Here is a 20,564-nt window from a genome sequence, read left to right as displayed (position 1 = left end):
CGAACCATAAACAGGCGCCCTGCCTGGCCCCTTCCTGAAATTGGTTCGCTTACTCCCTGAACCAATCCCGCCCCGCCGCGCGAACCAGACTTCCGAACCTTTGCCGATTGGCCCGAAGCGGCAGGATCACGCCTGCCCGCACGACCGGCCATCTGTAACCAATTTCCATTGGCATCGCTATTGCACTCGTCCTCCACAATCAGGCCCTGCTTCACGCAGCCCCTGGCCTCCGGTTCACCCGTGACGAGAGACGCAGATGGACAGCATCGACACCGACGCAACCCACGACACTTCGTCGAAGATGGCCCTCGACGCGCTGCGCCAACTGGTCGCGCAACAAGCGGCTTTTCCCCAGCGGCCGTTGCCGACCGAGCGCGACCTGGCGGTGGACTTCGGCGTCAGTCGCCGGGCCATTCGCCGCGCCCTGGCGGTGCTCGAAGCCGAGGGGCACATCTGGCGGCGGCAGGGGAAAGGCACTTTCGTCGGCCCTACCCCGCCGAGCGCGGCCATGAGCTTTGCCAAGCTGTCGAGCCGGACCAATTTCAGCGAGGTCATGGAAGCGCGCATCTATCTGGAGCCCGCACTCGCGTCACTGGCTGCGCTGCGCGCCAGCGGCGAACAGATGGCGATCCTGCGCCGGCTGGCCGAACGTACCACTCACCAGCAACACGCCAGCGAACCCGACGCCGAAGGCATCGAGCTGTGGGACAGCGCGCTGCATCGCGGCATCGCCGAAGCCGCCGGCAACCGCCTGATGCTCGATATCTTCGAAATGCTCGACGCGATCCGGCTTGATCCGGCGTGGCGCGACCTGCGCCAACGCGCCCGCAACACCGACCGCCTGAGCACCTACAGCCACGATCACCACGACATCATCGGCGCCATCGAAAGTCGCGACCCGGCCAAGGCCGCCACCGCCATGCGCGGGCACCTGCGTGCGCTGCAACAGGCGCTCGATCACGTCATCCAGCAAGACCTCGAGGCCAGCGTATGAGTGCTTCACCCGCGAACACCCCATCGGTATTGAGCGTCAGCGACCTCACCGTGCGCTTCAAAGATGCCCCGGCCAACGTCGTCGACGGCGTGTCGTTCGCCATTCAGCCGGGCAAGACCCTGGCCATCGTCGGCGAGTCCGGCTGCGGTAAAAGCGTGACTTCCATGGCCTTGATGGGCTTGCTGCCCGACACCGCGACGGTCCAGGCCAGCGCCTCGAACTTGCTGGGCGAGCCGCTGCTGGGGATGTCAGACGAGCGCCTGCTGGACGTGCGCGGCAATCGCATGGCGATGATCTTTCAGGAGCCGATGACCTCGCTCAATCCGGTGTTCACCATCGGTGATCAGATCGCCGAAAGCGTGATGCGTCACCAGGGTCTGTCGGCCAGCGCCGCCCGCCAGCGCGCGCTGGAAATGCTGGAAAAGGTCCGCGTGCCCGATGCCCTTCAGCGCCTCGACGCTTACCCACACGAGCTGTCCGGCGGCATGCGGCAGCGCGCGATGATCGCCATGGCGCTGGCCAATGACCCCGCGCTGATCATCGCCGACGAACCCACCACCGCCCTCGACGTGACCATTCAGGCGCAGATTCTCTCGCTGGTCGCCAGCCTCCAAGCCGAAACCGGCACCTCGATGATGCTCATCACCCACGACCTCGGCGTGGTCGCCGAAGTGGCCGACGAGGTCATCGTGATGTACGCCGGGCGCGTCGTCGAAAGCGGTTCGGTGAAAACCCTGTTCGATGACCCGCAGCACCCTTACACCATCGGCCTGATGGGCTCGATGCCCTCGGTCGGCCCTCGCGAAGGACGCCTGGCGACGATCAACGGACGCGTGCCGACGCCGGCTGAAATGCCCGGCGGCTGCCGCTTTGCCAGCCGTTGCCCGTTCGTGATCGCTGCCTGTCGGGAAGCCCGTCCGCCATTGCTGGAAGTCTCCGCCGGGCACTTTGCCGCCTGCATTCGCGTGCCACTTGAACAGCATCTGGGAGTCAGCGCATGAGCCTGTCAGGCCCACACATCGTGAATACCGGGGTGGCTGAATCGGCGCTGGAAAAGCCGATTCTGGAAAGCATCGCGGTGAGCAAACACTTTCACAGCGAAGCCGGCTTGTTCCAGCGCAAGAAGCCGCCGGTGCAGGCGGTCAACGAGATTTCCCTGGCCGTGCGCCGGGGTGAAACCCTGGCGCTGGTGGGTGAGTCGGGCTCGGGCAAATCGACCCTTGGCCGCGTGCTGCTGAACCTGCTCAAGCCCACCGCAGGCGACGTCATTTATGAGGGCCGCAACCTGGGCAATCTGCCGGCCGACAAGCTGCGTCAGGTGCGCCGCGATCTGCAGATCATTTTCCAGGACCCGTTCGCCTCGCTGAACCCGCGCATGAGCGTGGAATCGATCATCGGCGAGCCGATCTGGCTGCACCGTGACGACAGCCGCAGCGCCCGCCAGGACAAGGTCGCCGAGCTGCTGCGTACGGTCGGTCTGGCGCCGGAGCATGGCAGCCGCTTTCCCCACGAATTTTCCGGCGGTCAGCGTCAGCGCATCGGCATCGCCCGGGCGCTGGCGTCGGAGCCACGGCTGATCCTCGGCGACGAGCCGGTGTCGGCGCTGGACGTCTCGGTGCAGGCGCAAGTGGTTAATCTGCTGGAAGACCTCAAGCATCAGTTCGGCCTGACCCTGCTGATCGTCGCCCACGGCCTCGCGGTGATCCGCCACATGAGCGACCGCGTGGCGGTGATGTACCTCGGCGAAATCGTCGAGCTGGCACCGGTCAACGCGTTGTTCGAAACGCCCTTTCATCCTTATACGCAAGCGCTGATGGCCGCCGTGCCGGTCAGTCACCCGGACCTGCGCCGCCCGCGGCCGTTGCTCGGCGGTGACATGCCAAGCCCGAGCAAACCGCCGTCCGGTTGCCGTTTTCACACCCGTTGCCCCCACGCCAAGCCGCTGTGCCGCGAAGTGAAGCCGGTCTTCGAAACCGTCGAGCCGGGGCGTCAGGTGGCCTGCCATTACTGGCGCGAAATCGCCAACGCCGGTGCCGGTTCGCTGATCGTGCCGACGCCCAGCGCCGCCTACAGCCAGCGCCTGAATCTGTTCAAAAGCCATCAAGCCCTTTCTCTGGAGAGTCAGCCATGAAGTTCGCCCACCTGATGACAACCACGTTGTTGCTGCTCGCTGCGAATGCGGCTGTTGCCGAAACCACCCTGCGCATCGGCATTCAGGACGACCCTGACATGCTCGACCCGCATCGCTCGCGCACTTACTCGGGGCGACTGGTCTACACGGCGCTGTGCGACAAGCTGGTGGACGTCAATCCTGATCTGACCTACGCGCCGCAACTGGCCACCGCCTGGAACTGGAGCGAGGACGGCAAGACGCTGACCATGACCCTGCGCGACGGCGTGACCTTCCACGACGGCGAGGTATTCGACGCCGCCGCCGTGAAGTTCAACCTCGACCGTGCGCGCACCCTGCCCGACTCCCTGCGCAAGAGCGAACTGGCCTCGGTGGAGAGCGTTGAGGTGATCGACGCGAAGACCGTGGCGATCAAGGTCAAGCAGCCCGACGCGACGCTGATCTCGCAACTGTCCGACCGCGCCGGGATGATGCTCGCGCCTAAAGCCTCGGCGACCGATGTGGCCTCGAAACCGGTGTGTTCCGGGCCGTACAAATTCGTTCAGCGGGTGCAGCAGGACCGCATCGTGCTGGAGCGCTTCGACAACTACTGGAACAAGCAGGCGTACCACTTCGACAAGGTGATTTTCCTGCCGATTCCGGACACCTCGGTGCGCCTGGCAAACCTGCGTTCCGGCGACCTGGACATAATCGAGCGCGTCGCGCCCACCGACGTGAAGACCGCCAAGGCCGACAGCCACGTGCAGGTGTTCAGCACGCCGGGCCTGGGCTACATGCAGTTGATGTACAACACCAACAACGGCGACAAGGCCAACAACCCGCTGGGCAAGGACAAGCGCGTGCGCAAGGCCTTCGAGCTGGCCATCGACCGTGACGCGATCAATCAGGTGGTGTTCGAAGGCCTGTACGCGCCGAGCGCCCAGCCGTTCCCTAAAAACAGCCCGTATTACGACAAGGACCTGCCGCTCCCGACCCGCGACGTCGAAGCCAGCAAAAAACTGCTGGCGGAAGCCGGGGTCAAGACGCCCCTCACCGTCGAGCTGAAAGTCGCCAACAACCCCATTGCGCAACAGGTCGGCCAGATCATTCAGGCGATGGCCGAAGAAGCCGGGTTCAAGGTCAATCTGATCGCCACCGAATACGCCACCCTGCTCAGCGAGCAACAGGCCGGCAACTTCCAGATCGGCATGAGCGCCTGGTCGGGCCGTCCTGATCCGGATGGCGACATCCACCAGTTCGTGACCTGCAAGGGCGGCCAGAACGACGGGCATTTCTGTGACCCGAAACTCGACGAGTTGCTGAACAAGGCGCGCACCGTGAACGACCAGGGCCAGCGCCAGGCCCTTTACTCCGAGGCCCTGCGCCTGCTCGCCGAAGACGTGCCGACCAGCTACCTGTACTTCGATCCACGAATCATCGCCATGCGCAGCAACCTCACCGGTTTCGTGCCCAACCCCGATGGTTTGATTCGCCTGAACAACGTCGCTTTCAAATGACAGCGGCGCCCGTGGACAACCGCTTCGGCCGCGAGGATTCGTCATGCTGACTTTCATCCTGCGACGCCTGCTCAGCGCCATTCCGACGCTGATCCTGGTTTCGCTGTTCGTCTTCACCCTGCAAAAGCTGCTGCCGGGCGATCCGGTCCAGGCCATGGCGGGTGAAGAGCGCGACCCGGCGGTGATGGAATACCTGCGCGAGAAATACCGGCTCAATGACCCGCTGCCGCTGCAATACGTGCACTGGGTCGGCAACGTCCTGCAGGGCGACTTCGGCACCTCGTTGCGCACCGAGCAACCGGTGACCGTGCTGCTGGCGTCGAAGCTGCCGGTGACGATCGAGCTGGCGGTGCTGGCGTTGATCATCGCGCTGGTAATCGGCATTCCCACCGGGGTGATCTCGGCGGTGCGCAAGGGCACGTCGGTGGATTACGCGGCCAACGTGTTCGCCCTGTCGGGGATCTCGATTCCGCATTTCTGGCTGGGGATTCTGTTGATCATGATCTTCGCCGTGAAGCTGCAATGGCTGCCGGCTTCGGGCTTCGTGCCGCTGGGTGAAGACGTCGGGCAGAACCTGAAGACCCTGATCCTGCCGGCCTTCGTGCTGGGCGCCGGGCTGTCGGGCGTGCTGATGCGCCACACCCGCAGCGCGATGCTCGAAGTGTTGCGCGCCGACTACGTGCGAACCGCGCGGGCCAAAGGCCTGTTCCCGCGCACGGTGATCTTGAAGCACGCCCTGCGCAATGCCCTGATGCCGATCGTCACGCTGACCACGCTGCTGTTCGGTGAGTTGCTCGGCGGCGCCGTGCTGACCGAGCAAGTGTTCAGCATTCCCGGCTTCGGCAAAATGATTGTCGATGCCGTGTTCAACCGTGATTACGCCGTGGTGCAAGGCGTGGTGCTGTGCGTCGCGATCGGTTTTCTGCTGCTAAATCTGTTGGCCGACGTGCTCTATCGCCTGATCAATCCGCGTCTGAGGACTGCCTGATGACTTCGATTGCGACCCATCCTTCGGCGCCGCTGAACGCGCCGTCCCAAGCGCCGCTGAGAGAACCCCTTTGGCCACGCACCCGCTCGCCGTTCGTGAAGAAATTCCTCGCCAACAAGGGCGCAGTGGTCGGCGCGGTGGTGCTGATCGTCTTCATTCTTGCCGCGCTGCTGGCGCCGTGGATTGCGCCCCATGATCCGCTGAAAGCCAACTTCCTCGCCGTGCGCAAGGCGCCGTCGCTGCTCTACTGGCTGGGCACTGACGAGCTGGGCCGCGACCTGTTCTCCCGCCTGCTCTGGGGGCGCGCAGTTCGTTGCTGGCCGGTGGGGTTTCGGTGGCGATTGCCATGGTCATTGGCGTGCCGCTGGGCCTGTTGGCCGGTTACTTCGGCGGCAAACTCGACGCGGTGATTTCGCGCGTCATGGAAGCGCTGCTGTCGTGTCCGTTTCTGGTGCTGGCGATTGCCCTGGGCGCGTTTCTGGGCCCGAGCCTGAGCAACGCGATGATTGCCATCGGGCTGTCGGCGATGCCGATTTTCTCGCGCCTGACCCGCGGTCAGGTGCTGGCGATCCGTCACGAAGATTACCTGGAAGGCGCCCGCGCCATCGGCCTGCCGGACCGCTGGATCATCCTGCGCTACGTGCTGCCGAACGTGCTCTCGCCGCTGGTGGTGCAAGCGACGCTGACCATCGCGTCGGCGATTCTGGCGGAGGCGAGCCTGTCGTTCCTCGGCCTGGGCCAGCAACCGCCCTCGCCGTCTTGGGGCTCGATGCTCAACACCGCGAAGAACTTCATGGAACAGGCGCCGTGGATGTCCATCGCCCCGGGCGTGGCGATCTACATCACGGTGCTGTGTTTCAACCTGCTGGGCGACGGGCTGCGTGATGCCCTTGACCCGAAAAGCTGACGGCGCTCGCCCTTACACGCCGAAGACGCGCCTCTATAACCGATCAACTGCCAAGAAGAGAACGACTGCATGTTCGATGATCTGGATTACAGCCAACCTTACGCGTCCGCCCGCTCGCCGGTGATGGGCAACAACATGGTCGCCTGCTCGCAACCCCTGGCCGCACAGGCCGGGCTGGACATGCTGCGTCAGGGCGGCAACGCCGTTGACGCCGCCATCGCCGCCGCCATGGTGCTGACCGTGGTCGAGCCCACCGGTTGCGGCATCGGCAGCGACGCGTTCGCCATCGTCTGGGACGGCAAGACGTTACAGGGCCTCAACGCCTCGGGCCGCTCGCCGCAAGCCTGGACAGCGGAGCATTTCGCCGGCCAGCAGGAAATGCCCCAGCGCGGCTGGGCCTCGGTGACGGTGCCGGGCGCGGTGTCGGCCTGGGTCGCGTTGTCCGAGCGCTATGGCAAGCTGCCCTTCGCCACCCTCGCCGCGCCCGCCATCGGCTATGCGCGCAACGGTTATCAGGTCACACCGATCATTGCCGAACTGTGGCGGCGCGGCGCCGGGCTGTTGAAGGATCAGCCGGGGTTTGCCGAGTGCTTCCTCCAAGGCGGCAAAGCGCCGAAGGCCGGGGAGAAAGTTGTGCTGAAGGATCACGCGACAACCCTGGAGCTGATTGCTGAAACCAAGGGCGAGGCGTTTTATCGCGGCGAGCTGGCCAAGGCAATGATCACTCACGCCAACGCCAATGGCAGCGTTATGAGCCTTGAGGATCTGGCGAACCACCGGGTGGACTGGATCGATACTTTGTCGGTGCCGTATGCCGGCGCCGTGGTCCACGAGCTGCCGCCGAATGGTCAGGGCATCGCCACGCTGGCGGGTCTGGGCATCTTAGAAGCGCTGGGCGTGGGCGAGCAGCCGGTGGACAGTGTCGAGGCCGTGCACCCGGTGCTGGAAGCGATGAAGCTGGCGCTGGCCGACCTCAATCAGCACGTCACCGACAACGACCACATGCGCGTGGCCGCTCAACACATGCTCGACCCGGCGTACTTGCGCGACCGCGCGGCGCTGGTCGGCGAACAGGCAGAAGACCCGCTGCATGGCGCGCCCAAGGCCGGCGGTACGGTGTACCTGTCGGCGGCGGACGAGAGCGGGATGATGGTCTCGTTCATCCAGTCGAATTACATGGGGTTTGGTTCCGGCGTGGTGGTGCCGGGCACGGGCATCAGCCTGCAGAATCGTGGCGCGGGTTTTACCCTGGACCCGGATCACGTCAACACCGTGGCACCGGGCAAGCGGCCGTTTCACACCATCATTCCGGGTTTTGTGATGAACGCCGACGGCACGCCGCTGATGTCCTTCGGCCTGATGGGCGGGCCGATGCAGGCGCAGGGGCATTTGCAGATGATGCTGCGCATTCTGCGCTATAAGCAGAACCCGCAAGCAGCTGCCGACGCGCCGCGCTGGCGTATCGAGTCGGGCCTTAAGGTCGCGGTGGAGCGCGCATTTGATCCCCAGGTGATCGAAGCGCTGCGCGCCAAGGGTCACGATGTGGAGGTGGAAGACCCCAGCGGCGTATTTGCCTTTGGCGGCGCGCAGATCATCCAGCGCACGGCCCATGGGTATGTGGGCGGGACCGACCCGAGGAAGGATGGGTTGGTGGCGGCGTATTGAGTCACCCGGCCAGGATTCGGTGGAAGCCCCTTCCCGGCTGAAGCCGGTCCCACTAAACGCGCGGCGTGCCATTTAAACCGCCTTCCCGGCTAAAGCCGGTCCTACGAAATGCGCGCTAGTCGTAGGACCGGCTTTAGCCGGGAAGAGGTAGGTCCTGCTGGCCACTAGATTGCGGCTAACGCAATGCCGGATCTTCAACCAGAACAACTGCAACAATCCCCACCAGACTCAACACCATCACCGTGCAACCCAACACCGCCACTTCACGCAGTGGCGGCGGAATGCGCTCTTGGGTCATTCCCCGGGCGCTTTTGCGGTAGCGGGCGTTGAGGCCGATCTGGATCAGGAGGCCCGCCATCAACGAAAGAATGACCGGTAGCAGGGCCACCCACCCAAACGGCGGAATCCAGCGCAGAAACAAGATGCACACGCCGATCAATGTCAGCAGCGTCCGACGCCAGGCCAGCAGCGTGCGTTCGGGTTGCAGACCGGGATCGTCGTGGCGCAACGGCACGGCAGGCATGCGCCGATTCACGACGCGCCGTAAATCAGAAAGACGATCAGCCCCGCCGCCACCAACCCGCCCCCCAACGACAGAATCGGCACCAGCACCGGCAACGGCAGCGGCTTGCGTTGACGCATCGCCCGTTCGACTTTCAGCCAGCGCACGCAGGCACTGGCGCTCACCAACAAGGCCAGCACCAGCAACGACAAGGCCACGGCCCGACGCAGGCCCGGGCTGAACACGTCGCTGGTAAAGGCTTCGACCGCTATGCCACCGGCCAGAAACGCCAATGCCGTGCGGATCCAGGCGAGAAACGTGCGTTCGTTGGCGAGGGTGAAGCGCGGGTCAGGCTCGCAGCCGCCACCGAGCAGCGAAGCCGACAGCCGATCACGCTCCGGCGGCGTGACGGGGGCATGGGCGGGAGGGATGACGTTGCCGGGCTCGGGGGAATTCATGTCGCACCGTGGTCGGGTAGATGCGACGGATCATACCGGTCATGCCCGGGAAAGGCCCGTGTCCACAGCGACATGGGGGTGTCTGTTGGCGCAGCGCGGGGTTTCTCAAATAGGGCCATGTCACCGATATTCGTGGCGATGACGAGCGTGTGGGAGTGAGCTTGCTCACGAAGAGGCCAGTACATCCGCTAAATCTTCAGCGGTTGAAACGCAGTCTTCGTGAGCAAGCTCACTCCCACAGGATGGTGGGCTGACTCAATATTTCGGCCAGTTCGGAGGACTTGTGGGAGTGAGCTTGCTCACGAAGGGGCCGATACATTCGCTGAATTTTCTTTGGCTGGAATGTCGCTTTCGTGAGCAAGGTGGAACGCCACCCCGGTCACTCCCACAGGGTCTATGTTTGCTGCGCCACCGTGCAGCATCCGTGAGACGGAGTGACCAACATTTAAATCATCTGTTGGCAGCCAACTCCACCCACACTGCGCCATCGGGATACTGATACCGCTCCAGCGTTTCGGCGTGCATTTCGATGCTGTACCCCGGCCGTTGCGGCGGCATGTAGCGACCGCGGCGGATGACCACCGGATCAAGGAAATGCTCGTGCAGGTGATCGACGTATTCCAGCACGCGTTTGTCGAGGGAGCCGGACACGGCGATGTAATCGAACAGCGAAATGTTCTGCACGTATTCGCACAACCCGACCCCGCCACCGTGGGGGCATACCGGGATGTCGAACTTCGCGGCCATCAGCAGCACGATCAGCACCTCGTTCAGCCCGCCCAGCCGGGCCGCGTCGAGCTGGCAGAAATCCAGCGCGCCGGCCTGGAACATCTGCTTGAACATCACCCGGTTGTGGCAATGCTCGCCGGTGGCCACGCCAATCGGCGCGATGCGCTGACGGATCGTCGCGTGGCCAAGGATGTCATCGGGGTGGGTCGGCTCTTCGATCCACCAGGGCTCGAACGCCGCCAGTCGGCGCATGTTGCTGATCGATTGCTCGACGCTCCAGACCTGATTGGCGTCCATCATCAGCGTGCGTTCCCAGCCCAGTTCATCCCGCAGGATCGCGGCGCGGCGCAGATCTTCTTCGATGTCCGAGCCAATCTTCTGCTTGATGTGGGTCCAGCCTTCGGCCACGGCTTCGCGGGCCAGTCGGCGCATTTTCTCTTCCGAATAACCCAGCCAGCCCGGCGCGGTGGTGTAGCCCGGATAGCCCTCCTCCTGCATCTGCGCCTCGCGCTTCGCTTTGCCCGGCACTTGGCGGCGGAGCAAGGCGATGGCTTCTTCGGGGGTGATGGCATCGGTGACGTAGCTGAAGTCCAGGCATTTCACCAGTTGCTCAGGGGTCATGTCGGCCAGCAACTTCCACACCGGCTTACCCTCGACTTTGGCCCACAAATCCCAGACCGCATTGACCAGCGCGGCGGTGGCCAGATGGATCACGCCTTTTTCCGGCCCCAGCCAGCGCAACTGGCTGTCGCCTGCCGTGATGCTGTGCCAGAACGCGCCCATGTCCGCCGTGATCGACTCCAGGCTCAGCCCCACCACGCAGGGCGCCAGGGAGTGGATCGCGGCGGCGCAAATCTCGTTGCCCCGGCCGATGGTGAACGTCAGGCCGTGACCTTCCAGCCCGTCAGGCGAATCGGTATGCAGCACAACATAGGCAGCGGAATAGTCCGGCGCGCTGTTCATCGCATCGGACCCGTCAAGGGACAAGGACGTGGGGAAGCGGATGTCGCGGACAGAAATCGAGGTGATCTGCATGGTGGGCTCTTGTTATGGGTGGCAATGCATACCTGTAGGAGTGACCGGGTGGCGTTCCACCTTGCTTGCGATTGCAGCGTGCCAGTCAACACTTCAGTCGCTGATCAATCGCAATCGCGAGCAAGCTCACTCCTACACTCATAGCCGACTGTAGGCCTATCCGCGATACAGGCATAATCGCCAAATCCTAACCATCGATATCGAATCCGATATGTCAGACACATCACCCTCCTCCGATCTGCCTGGCACCTTCCCGGCACTGAAAATCTCCAGCCGGCAGATCGCCTTGCTTAACGCCTTGGGCGAACTGGGCACTCTGCGCAAGGCCGCCACCGCCATTCACACCACCCAGCCCGCCGCCAGTCTGTTGCTGCAACAGCTGGAAGAGCGTCTCGGCGTGCAATTGTTCGAACGTTTGCCGCGCGGCATGCAGCCGACGCTGTTCGGCGAGGTGATGATTCGCTACGCCCGGGGCGCGCTGCATGAGTTCGAATACGCCGAAGCGCAGTTGGCTGAGCTGGCACGAGGGGCTACAGGGATGGTACGCATCGGCACAGTGATGGGCCCGGTGCCGACGCTGCTGACCCGCGGCGTGCTGGCGTTCAAGGCCGCGCACCCAAAGGTGCGCATCGCCCTGGAAGTCGGCACCAGCGATGAATTGATACCGGCACTGATTCGCGGCGACTTCGACGTGGTGCTGGGCCGCCTGCCCGATCAACTCGACGGCCAGAGCCTCGACATTCAGCGGTTCGAACAGGGCGAGCGCATGCGCATCATCGCCCGGCCGCAGCACCCGCTGGCGAGCCACAACGGACTGACGCTGGCGGCGCTGGCGCCGATGACCTGGATCCTCCACCCGATCGGCAGCCCGATGCGGCGCCAAGTCGAAAACGCACTGCAGGCAGCGCAACTGATTGAGCCGCTGGACATCGTCGAAACCCGCTCGATTCTGGCAACCACCTCGATGCTCGAATCCTCGGACATGATTGCCGTGGTGCCCAATGACGTTGCCGACCACTACACGCGTTACGGCATGATCGCCATTCTGCCGGTTGAGTTGCCGTTGAGCATGGCCAATCTCGGGCTGATGACGTCGAAAGCCAGGCCGCTGTCGGCGGCGGTGAAGGCGCTGCTCACGTGTCTAAGCGCCATTTCTAACGGTGCAGACGGCCCATGAATCGATAACCCTGCGTTATCGCTCAATCGAAACCTTTCATTGGGAAATTACGTACCGGCTTCATAGAGTGGCTGAAAATCGGCTGACAACGTCCGCGCTCTGAAGCGGGTGCTTGATACGTCGTGCATAACAATAACCGGCCAGCCGCGGTGCCGCTTCCTGAAGGAAGTTGCGTCTGGCACTGTTGACCCAGGCCGCAACCGTCATGAGAGGCCGCATGGAACTCATCGCCAAAACGCCCGCGTTCGATAGCAGCGCGCTGTTCATCCGCCTGAACCCACTCGATAACGTACTGATCGCTCGCCAGGCGCTGAGTGGAGGCACGTACCTGGACGAAGAAAACGTCACGGTCTCCCAGCCTGTTCCTTCCGGGCACAAGGTCGCGGCGGTGCGGGTCGAGCAGGGTCAGCCGCTGCGGCGGTACGGCCAGATCATCGGCTTTGCTTCACAGCCCATCGAGGCCGGACAGCACGTGCATGTGCACAACGTCGAAATGGGCGACTTTTCCCGTGACTACGCCTTTGGCGTCGACGCCCACGAGACGCCGAGAACCGAAGCGTACTTTCAGGGCATCGTGCGCGCCGACGGTCGTGTGGCGACGCGCAACTACATCGGCATTCTGACCTCGGTGAACTGCTCCGCCACCGTGGCCCGGGCCATCGCCGACCGCTTCCGTCGCGACATTTTCCCCGAAGCCCTTGCGGACTACCCCAACATCGACGGCGTGGTCGCGCTGACCCACGGTTCCGGCTGCGCCATCGACTCCAAAGGCGAGGCCATCGACCTGCTGCGCCGCACCCTCGCGGGCTACGCCGTGCACCCGAACTTTGCGGCGGTGCTGGTGGTGGGCCTGGGCTGCGAGACCAACCAGATTCAGGACATGCTCGACAGCCAGGGTCTGAAAGCCAGCGACCAACTGCGCGCCTTCACCATTCAGGGCACCGGTGGCACGTCGAAGACCATTGCCAGCGGCATCGCGCAGGTGCAGTCGCTGCTGCAGCAGGCCAATCAGGTCACCCGGGAAAGCGTCAGCGCCCGGCACTTGATCGTCGGTCTGCAATGTGGCGGCTCCGACGGCTACTCCGGCATCACCGCCAACCCGGCACTGGGCAATGCGGTGGACCGGCTGGTGGCGGCGGGCGGTACGGCGATTCTGTCGGAGACCCCGGAAATCTATGGTGCCGAGCATTTGCTGACGCGGCGCGCGGCCAGTCAGGCCATCGGCGAAAAACTCGTTCAGCGCATTCATTGGTGGGAAGACTACTGCCGGCGCATGAACGCCGAACTGAACAACAACCCCTCCGCCGGCAACAAGGCCGGCGGGCTGACGACCATTCTGGAGAAGTCGCTGGGCGCGGTGGCCAAGGCCGGCTCGACCAACCTGATGGGCGTGTATGAATACGCCGAAGCCGTCCGCGCCCAGGGCCTGGTGTTCATGGACACCCCGGCTATGACCCGGTCTCTGCCACGGGGCAAGTGGCGGGCGGTGCGAATTTGATCGCGTTCACCACCGGGCGGGGTTCTGCGTACGGCTGCGCGCCAACGCCGTCGATCAAGCTCGCCACGAATAACCGCGTGTTCGAATTTCAACAGGAGGACATGGACGTCAATTGCGGCGGCATCGCCGACGGCACGACGACAATTGAAGAACGCGGCGCGTACGTGTTCCAGATGATGCTCGACATCGCCTCCGGCGCCCGCAGCAAAAGCGAGCAGCATGGTTATGGGCAAAACGAGTTTGTGCCTTGGCACATCGGCGCAGTGACTTGAGGTCTGTCGAGTAACGCACGCTGGTCGTAGGACCGGCTTTAGCCGGGAATTGTCTTGCTTTCAGTGGGACCGGCTTTAGCCGGGAAGCTTTTCCAGCGACACACCGCAACATGGATGGTGCCCAAACCAGCCTCTTCCCGGCTGAAGCCGGTCCTACACGAACGAAGCCGCTAAGCCCCACAACAATAAAAAAGGTGCGCAATGAAATCCCTCAAGACCTACCAGACGATCACCATCGTTTTTCTGATGCTGTTCGGGATCGTCAATTATCTGGACCGCAGTGCGCTGTCCATCGCCAATACGACGATCCAGAAGGACATGCTGATCAGTCCTTCGGAGATGGGCATTCTGTTATCGGCGTTCTCGCTGGCCTATGCCTTCGCACAGTTGCCGATGGGCATGATCATCGACAAGCTCGGCAGCAAGATCGCATTGGGCGGCGCGCTGATGGTGTGGTCCATCGCACAGACCGCGTCGGGCTTGGTCAACAGCTTCAGCGGCTTCTTCGCCCTGCGCGTGTTGCTGGGGATTGGCGAGGCACCGATGTTTCCATCGGCCGCCAAGACCCTCAACGAGTGGTTCGAAGAGCACGAGCGCGGCACGCCGACGGGTATTGTCTGGTCGGCGACCTGCATCGGGCCGTGCCTGGCACCGCCGTTGTTGACGCTGTTCATGGTCAACTTCAGCTGGCGCGGGATGTTCATCATTACCGGCGTGCTCGGCATCGTGCTGTCGCTGTGCTGGCTGATGTTCTACAAAAGCCGCGCGCAATACCTGAAGGAACTGGCGGCAGAAGGTCGCGAACCGACCGTCCAGGTGGTTCAGGCCGACGCCGCGCCGAAGGCTTCGTTCTTCGCCGGCTGGCTGGACCTGTTCAAGCACCGCAGCACCTGGGGCACCTTCCTCGGTTTCATGGGCGTGATCTATATGCTCTGGCTGCACCTGACCTGGCTGCCCGGCTACTTCCAGCGCGAACACGGCCTCGACCCCTATCAAACCGCCTGGGTGGTGTCGTTCGCTTATGTGTTCGGCGCGATCGGCACCATCGCCGCCGGGCGAATCTGCGATCGGCTGGTCAAGCGCGGCGTCGGCGTGCTCAACAGCCGCAAATACACGGTCATTGGCGGGCTGGTGTTTGCCGCCGTGTTCACCCTGCCGCTGACGTTCGTCACCGGCCTGAGCGGTTGCGTCGCCCTGCTCTGCCTGGCGCTGTTCGGCATCAACCTGTCCAGCGCCACGGCGTGGATGGTGGTCAATACCGTGGTCGACACCAAACGCGTGGCGTCCCTGGGTTCGATCCAGAATTTCGGCGGCTACATCGCCGGCTCCATCGCGCCGATCGTCACCGGGTTCAGCGTGCAATATTCCGGCACCTTCGCCACGGCCTTTGCGGTCAGCGCCATCGTCGCGTTGCTCTCGGCGGTCGCCTACTTCGTGCTGCTCAAGGCGCCGATCCCCGAACACACCACTACCGCGCAGAAGGACTGGCAGGCGAATCGGGATGAGGTGCAAGGGCGCCGGGTTTGATGGGTGCTCCTTCAGCGGATTCCTGAGACCTGCACTCGGTCCCAGGAATGCAGCAGTAGCCCGCCGAATGCAACACCTGTGTGCGAGCTTGCTCGCGAAGGCGGCATTCCAACCGCTGGACATTTAGCGGATGTACTGGCCCCTTCGCGAGCAAGCTCGCTCGCACATGTCGACATCAACCAAACTCGCACACGGCCCTATAACCACGTCACGCCCACACAGCAGCACATCTACCGCAGATGATTTATAAGCCATAAATTTCCCTTCAAAATCCCGCACTTGTCCTACGCTGTGAGTCAGACGGGTCGCTGTTGCGATGCTGCGTGTCCGAACGAGTGGATTGTTCGTCACAGTGGCGGGTCTGAAATCGTGGCAGTCAGCGAGGATGGGGTTTGAGACAGGTAGAAGGATCGGAATTCGGCGTCAGAAACCGAAGACTCAAACGCATGCCGGTGTTGTGGCTGGCGGGACTGTTTACCTTGCTGGTGTGCATCTCCATCACCAGCATCACCGTCTGGCAGCTGCGCCAGACGCGCATTCACGAGCTGGAAATCGCCAATACCACCGTCGCCAACCTTTCTCGCTCGATGGCGCAACACGTTGATGACGCATTTGATCAAGCGCACATCGCCGTGTCATCGGTGGTCGAACGGCTTTCCTTCGACGGCTTCGGCGCCGCCAGTGGTTCGCGCATGCACGATTATCTGCGCGCCACCGCCGCCAGCGTCCAGCAGATCCAGGGTCTGTTCATCTATGACAAGGATGGCAACTGGGCGGCAACCTCCCTTAACCACATGCCGGCCAACGCCAACAATGCCGATCGTGAGTATTTTCGGTTCCACCGGTCCATCGCCAGCAACCTTCCCCACATCGGCCCCGCCATCCAGAGCCGCACCACCGGCGACTGGATCATCCCTGTGTCGCGAAGGGTGGACGATGAGATGGGCAACTTTGCCGGTGTGGTGCTGGCCACCGTTGAACTGAACTACTTCGAACAGTTCTTTGAGCGCTTCGACATCGGCAAGCACGGCGTCATCACCCTGGCCATGGCCGACGGGACCGTGCTGGCACGACGTCCGCTCATTCAAAACGTGCGCGGCACCTCTATCGGCGACGGCGAATTGTTCCGGCTTTATGTCAAGGAACACTACGAAGGCACGGCGAACGTCGTGTCGATGCTCGACCACGAACAGCGCCTGTATGGCTACAAGAAACTGGACCGCTACCCGATGGTGGTGCTCGCAGGTCTGTCGCAGCGCGAAGTGCTCGACGAGTGGCGGCAGTATGCGTGGCGCTCGCTGGCGATCATCATCTGCGTGGTGGTCGCCAACCTGCTGTTTGGCGTCTTGCTGTTCCAGCAGATCCGCTTCGGGCTCAATGCCGAATCACAACTGCGCATTGCCAGCCACTCGCTGGAAAAGCTTGCGCTACAGGACAGCCTGACCGGCCTGGCCAATCGACGGCACTTCCAGGAGATTCTCAGTCTGGAGTTTCGCAACGGTGAGCCGAACCTGCATCCGCTGAGCCTGATCATGATCGACATCGATTTTTTCAAGAGCTACAACGACAACTATGGCCACGTCGCCGGCGACAAATGCATTGTCGCCGTGGCCGAGTGCATTCGCAGCAACCTCAACCGTACCGGCGACCTTGCGGTGCGCTACGGCGGGAAGAAATGGCCGTGTTCCTGCCCTACAGCGATATGCAGGGCGCCGTGAGTCTGGCGGAGAAGATTCGGTTGGCTGTGCTCACGCGAGCCCTGGAACATCAGGGCAATCCCATCGGCATCGTCAGCATCAGCCTGGGGGTTTACGGTTGTCGGGCGCAGGAGTGCCAGAGCATGGAAGATTTCGTCAAACGCGCGGACGCCGCGCTGTATGCCGCCAAGCACCAGGGCCGCAATCGTACCGTCGCCTGGCAGGAGTCGACGCTGCTCAGTGCGCTGCCCGCGCCGTGACGATATGCGCCACCTTGCCGCGAAACAGCTCCAGCCGGTCGGCGGGCGCGTCGTGTTCGACCACCAGCGCGCCGACTTCCTCGCACTGCGCGACCTGATAGTGCGCGATGCTGGAAAGCTTCTCGTTGATCACGGCCACCGCCACCTGACCGCTGCGCGCCACCACGGCGCGCTTGAACTCGGCGACGTCCATGTCGAACGCGGTTACGCCTTTCAGCGCATCCAGCGCACAAGCGCCGAGGAAGCACAGATCGAAATTGAAGTGGGCCAGTTGCTGAATCGTGGTGAAGCCGAAGGTGCTGCCCGCAACGGGACTCAGGCGCCCGCCGAGCAGAATCACTTCCACCGACGGCAGCTTCATCAGCTCGACGGCGATCAGCGGCGCGTTGGTGGTGACGGTCAACGGCATGTGCGGATCAAGGGCTTTGGCGATCGCCAGATTGGTCGAACCGCCGTCGATAAACACGTGTTGCCCGGCGCTGATCAATCCCGCCGCCGCGACGCCCAACTGCCGCTTGCGCCCCGGCTCGTGCTCGACACGCGCCGCCAGCGGACCGTCCGACGCCAGCGAAATCGCCCCGCCGTACACGCGTTTGCACAGGCCGGCAGACGCCAGAACGCCCAGATCGCGACGAATGGAATGCTCGGACACATTGAATTCGCTCGCCAGCTCCGCGGCGATCACCCGACCTTGAACGGCCAGGCGCTCGGTGATCAGACGCTGACGCTCGCCGGGGAATGCTTCTGGGTTGGCAGACATGAGGCCTCGATAAAGGGCTGAATCGATCAGGAACGAGCAGGATCATGGGGCGACGCAATTGGCAAAGTCAATGTGGCGGCGATCTGAGAAGACCGTGCTGGGCAGTGGATCTACTGCGGCCAGACCACCGTCTTCGTGAGCAAGCTCACTCCCACATGGCCAGTTTTTGCCGTCGGACATCGCGGTTGCCTGGATAAAGGGCCCGCACTTCCCGGTCTCTCAACTCACGCCGATTTCCAAGGAAATTGAACACCATGTGGGAGCGAGCTTGCTCGCGAAGAGGCCGGTACATCCGCCAAATTTCCAGCAGCTGAAATGCCGTCCTCTTGAGCAAGCTCACCCACATATCGCCCCAGCCACACTACCCCGTCTCGACTTCACTGCAACAACGAATAAACCAGCGCCGAGATCGAGATCAACCCTATCACCACCACAAACACGTTCGACAGCTTGCCCGCATAGCGGCGCATGGCTGGCACTTTGCGCACGGCGTACATCGGCATGAGGAACAGCAGCGCGGCAATGACCGGGCCGCCGAGCGTTTCGATCATCCCGAGAATGCTCGGGTTGAGCGTTGCCACCAGCCAGCAGACCACCAGCATGAAGCCTGCGGTCAGGCGATCGAGCGTGCGCGGTGAAGGACGGCGGCCGGTCTTCAGCACCAGTCCTTTCAGGCCTTCGCTGGCGCCGATGTAGTGGCCCAGAAACGACTTGGTGATCGCGACGAAAGCAATTAACGGTGCGGCAAACGCGATGGTCGGGTTACTGAAATGGTTGGCCAGATAGGACAGGATCGACAGGTTCTGCGCCTTGGCTTCCGCCAGTTGCTCCGGCGCCAGGGTCAGCACGCAGCTGAAGACGAAGAACAGCACCATGACCACCATCAGCAGATGGGCGCGGGCCAGGATCTGCGAGCTTCGCGGTTCGGCCTGCTCGCCATATTGACGCTTCTGGTCGACGGCAAACGCCGAAATGATGGGCGAATGGTTGAACGAGAAGACCATCACCGGAATCGCCAGCCACAGCGTGTGCAGCAGTGCCGAGGGTGCCGGAAAGCTGCTTGCCGTGGTGAGAATGCCGCCGTTCCAGTGCGGAATCAGAAACACGGCGAGGAACAGCAACGCCACGATAAACGGGTACACCATCAGGCTCATGGCCTTGACGATGATCTGCTCACCGCAACGCACCACCGCCAGCAGGCCGAGGATCAGCACGAACGCCAGCAGCGCGCGGGGCGGCGGCTGCACATGCAGTTGGTGCTCCATGAAACTGCCCACCGTGTTGGTCAGTGCCACGCTGTAGATCAGCAGGATGGGAAACACGGCGAAGAAATACAGCAGGGTGATCAAGGCACCCGCTTTCTTGCCGAAATGCTGCTCGACCACCTCGGTGATGTCCGCCCCATTGCGGCCCGACAGCACAAAGCGGGTCAGCCCGCGGTGCGCATAAAAGGTCATCGGGAAGGCCAGCACGGCCAGAATCACCAAGGGCCAGAACCCGCCGATGCCTGCGTTGATCGGCAGAAACAACGTACCCGCGCCGATGGCGGTGCCGAACAGCCCGAGCATCCAGGTGGTGTCGTTGCGGTTCCAGGTCGTCACGTTCGCGGGTGCGGCGTCGACAGTGTGTTCGACGCTGTTGGCCTGATCATTCATCCGGTCGATTCTCCGTTGCCGGTGATAGCTACATGGTCAAAAGCGCGTCGAAAAAACATGGCAGTCGGCGCCCCTGACCGGTTCTCTACAGGGAAAGGGGCGCGATTGTCCGGGATTGGAGAGCAGAATCAAAGGCTTGTCGGACCAAAAGCCCTCGGGCCGGGATCATCGAAGTTTCAAACCTGGTTAACTTCTTGGGTAAATCAGCCACGTTTCTTACTTAATTAATCGGACAATTCCCACATCAGAGACGGCCGATTTAGTTCAAGAAACGTATTGTAAATCCATGGCAGTACAACTTTAAGTCGTCCTCCCTTAGGCTCTCGACCCACATTGAACACCCCATGGAAGGTAACGCATGCTCAAGACTTTTGCCGTCATCACATTGCTCACCGCCAGCACTTACGCGAGTGCAAAAAACGCCCCCGCACATTGCGCAACACTTGATCAGCAGCAAGCGAAAATCCTGTTCGAACGCTGGAACAACACACTGCAAACCGGCGATTCTCGCAAGGTCGCCGCGAACTACACGTCCGATGCCGTGCTGCTTCCGACCCTCTCCAACCAGCCCAGAACAGACCTTGCCGGCAAACTCGATTACTTCAACACGTTTCTGAGAAAGAAGCCGTTCGGCACCCTCGACAGCAGCACTGTTATTACAAGTTGCAACAGTGCAATCGATACCGGCCTGTACACGTTTCGTTTCAGCGATAACTCAGAAGTCCAGGCACGTTACACCTTCACTTACGCACTTGTTGATAACGAGTGGCTGATTACCTCCCATCACTCTTCGGCCATGCCGGAGTAGCGGAC

General features: G+C 62.6%; 16 protein-coding genes and 2 pseudogenes. 13 read left to right on the top strand and 5 right to left on the bottom strand.

Going from position 1 to position 20,564, the window contains the following annotated elements; translation table 11 throughout:
* Positions 1-256 precede the first annotated feature (256 nt).
* The 7 genes and pseudogenes from JN403_RS11960 to JN403_RS11930 all read left to right on the top strand — a co-directional run bounded on the left by JN403_RS11960 (position 257) and on the right by JN403_RS11930 (position 8,181).
* Entirely contained in the window at positions 257-994 is a 738-nt protein-coding gene (locus JN403_RS11960) for an FCD domain-containing protein (protein WP_065993032.1), read from the top strand.
* Complete coding sequence (locus JN403_RS11955; RefSeq protein ID WP_172609235.1) at positions 991-1,995, top strand: ABC transporter ATP-binding protein; 1,005 nt, start codon at positions 991-993, stop codon at positions 1,993-1,995. Before JN403_RS11960 ends, JN403_RS11955 begins: the two co-directional genes overlap by 4 nt.
* Positions 1,992-3,125 carry an oligopeptide/dipeptide ABC transporter ATP-binding protein gene (locus JN403_RS11950; RefSeq protein ID WP_205487088.1) on the top strand — a complete coding sequence of 378 codons (1,134 nt, stop codon included), beginning with the start codon at positions 1,992-1,994 and terminating at the stop codon, positions 3,123-3,125. The genes JN403_RS11955 and JN403_RS11950 overlap by 4 nt, the downstream gene beginning before the upstream one ends.
* The gene (locus JN403_RS11945; RefSeq protein ID WP_205487087.1) at positions 3,122-4,621 is read left to right on the top strand and encodes an ABC transporter substrate-binding protein; all 1,500 of its coding nucleotides are present in this window, start codon (positions 3,122-3,124) and stop codon (positions 4,619-4,621) included. The genes JN403_RS11950 and JN403_RS11945 overlap by 4 nt, the downstream gene beginning before the upstream one ends.
* 43 nt (positions 4,622-4,664) lie before the next feature.
* Positions 4,665-5,609 (top strand): ABC transporter permease, encoded by a 945-nt coding sequence (locus tag JN403_RS11940; protein ID WP_037011865.1) that lies wholly within the window; start codon positions 4,665-4,667, stop codon positions 5,607-5,609.
* Positions 5,609-6,516: pseudogene (locus tag JN403_RS11935) on the top strand (ABC transporter permease). The gene JN403_RS11940 and the pseudogene JN403_RS11935 overlap by 1 nt, the downstream one beginning before the upstream one ends.
* A gap of 69 nt (positions 6,517-6,585) precedes the next feature.
* On the top strand, positions 6,586-8,181 hold the full coding sequence (locus JN403_RS11930; protein WP_205487086.1) for a gamma-glutamyltransferase family protein: 1,596 nt from the start codon (positions 6,586-6,588) through the stop codon (positions 8,179-8,181).
* Between the two features lie 175 nt (positions 8,182-8,356).
* Here the strand turns inward: JN403_RS11930 and JN403_RS11925 are convergent, their stop codons facing one another.
* The 3 genes from JN403_RS11925 to JN403_RS11915 all read right to left on the bottom strand — a co-directional run bounded on the left by JN403_RS11925 (position 8,357) and on the right by JN403_RS11915 (position 10,905).
* Positions 8,357-8,704 (bottom strand): DUF202 domain-containing protein, encoded by a 348-nt coding sequence (locus tag JN403_RS11925; protein ID WP_205487085.1) that lies wholly within the window; start codon positions 8,702-8,704, stop codon positions 8,357-8,359.
* Positions 8,705-8,712: 8 nt separating this feature from the next.
* Positions 8,713-9,141, bottom strand: coding sequence for a DUF202 domain-containing protein (locus tag JN403_RS11920; protein ID WP_205487084.1), 429 nt, complete (start codon positions 9,139-9,141; stop codon positions 8,713-8,715).
* Positions 9,142-9,591: 450 nt separating this feature from the next.
* Positions 9,592-10,905, bottom strand: coding sequence for an L-fuconate dehydratase (locus tag JN403_RS11915; protein WP_205487083.1), 1,314 nt, complete (start codon positions 10,903-10,905; stop codon positions 9,592-9,594).
* 211 nt (positions 10,906-11,116) lie between these two features.
* On the opposite strand from JN403_RS11915, the gene JN403_RS11910 reads away from it, so the two are divergent.
* The 5 genes and pseudogenes from JN403_RS11910 (at position 11,117) to JN403_RS11890 (ending at position 17,336) form a co-directional block, all read left to right on the top strand.
* Positions 11,117-12,082 carry a LysR family transcriptional regulator gene (locus JN403_RS11910; RefSeq protein WP_205487082.1) on the top strand — a complete coding sequence of 322 codons (966 nt, stop codon included), beginning with the start codon at positions 11,117-11,119 and terminating at the stop codon, positions 12,080-12,082.
* Between the two features lie 217 nt (positions 12,083-12,299).
* Positions 12,300-13,852: pseudogene (locus tag JN403_RS11905) on the top strand (altronate dehydratase family protein).
* A 201-nt stretch (positions 13,853-14,053) separates the two neighbouring features.
* Positions 14,054-15,379 (top strand): MFS transporter, encoded by a 1,326-nt coding sequence (locus JN403_RS11900; protein WP_205487081.1) that lies wholly within the window; start codon positions 14,054-14,056, stop codon positions 15,377-15,379.
* Between the two features lie 446 nt (positions 15,380-15,825).
* Positions 15,826-17,097 carry a diguanylate cyclase gene (locus tag JN403_RS11895; RefSeq protein WP_205487080.1) on the top strand — a complete coding sequence of 424 codons (1,272 nt, stop codon included), beginning with the start codon at positions 15,826-15,828 and terminating at the stop codon, positions 17,095-17,097.
* The gene (locus JN403_RS11890) at positions 17,055-17,336 is read left to right on the top strand and encodes a diguanylate cyclase (protein ID WP_205487079.1); all 282 of its coding nucleotides are present in this window, start codon (positions 17,055-17,057) and stop codon (positions 17,334-17,336) included. The genes JN403_RS11895 and JN403_RS11890 overlap by 43 nt, the downstream gene beginning before the upstream one ends.
* Here JN403_RS11890 and JN403_RS11885 read toward each other — a convergent pair.
* Together JN403_RS11885 and JN403_RS11880 are read right to left on the bottom strand one after the other, a co-directional pair.
* Positions 17,314-18,096: a DeoR/GlpR family DNA-binding transcription regulator gene (locus JN403_RS11885; protein WP_205487078.1), complete on the bottom strand. Its 783-nt coding sequence runs from the start codon at positions 18,094-18,096 to the stop codon at positions 17,314-17,316. The genes JN403_RS11890 and JN403_RS11885 overlap by 23 nt on opposite strands.
* Positions 18,097-18,473: 377 nt before the next feature.
* On the bottom strand, positions 18,474-19,751 hold the full coding sequence (locus JN403_RS11880) for a serine/threonine transporter (RefSeq protein ID WP_205487077.1): 1,278 nt from the start codon (positions 19,749-19,751) through the stop codon (positions 18,474-18,476).
* Positions 19,752-20,109: 358 nt separating this feature from the next.
* Here JN403_RS11880 and JN403_RS11875 point away from each other — a divergent pair, with 358 nt between their 5' ends.
* On the top strand, positions 20,110-20,559 hold the full coding sequence (locus JN403_RS11875; protein WP_205487076.1) for a DUF4440 domain-containing protein: 450 nt from the start codon (positions 20,110-20,112) through the stop codon (positions 20,557-20,559).
* Positions 20,560-20,564: the final 5 nt, after the last annotated feature.

Source organism: Pseudomonas sp. 15A4 (assembly GCF_016925575.1).
GTDB lineage: Bacteria > Pseudomonadota > Gammaproteobacteria > Pseudomonadales > Pseudomonadaceae > Aquipseudomonas.
The sequence above is the reverse complement of the archived record's forward strand: the minus strand, read 5'-3'. Positions and strand labels throughout refer to the sequence as shown.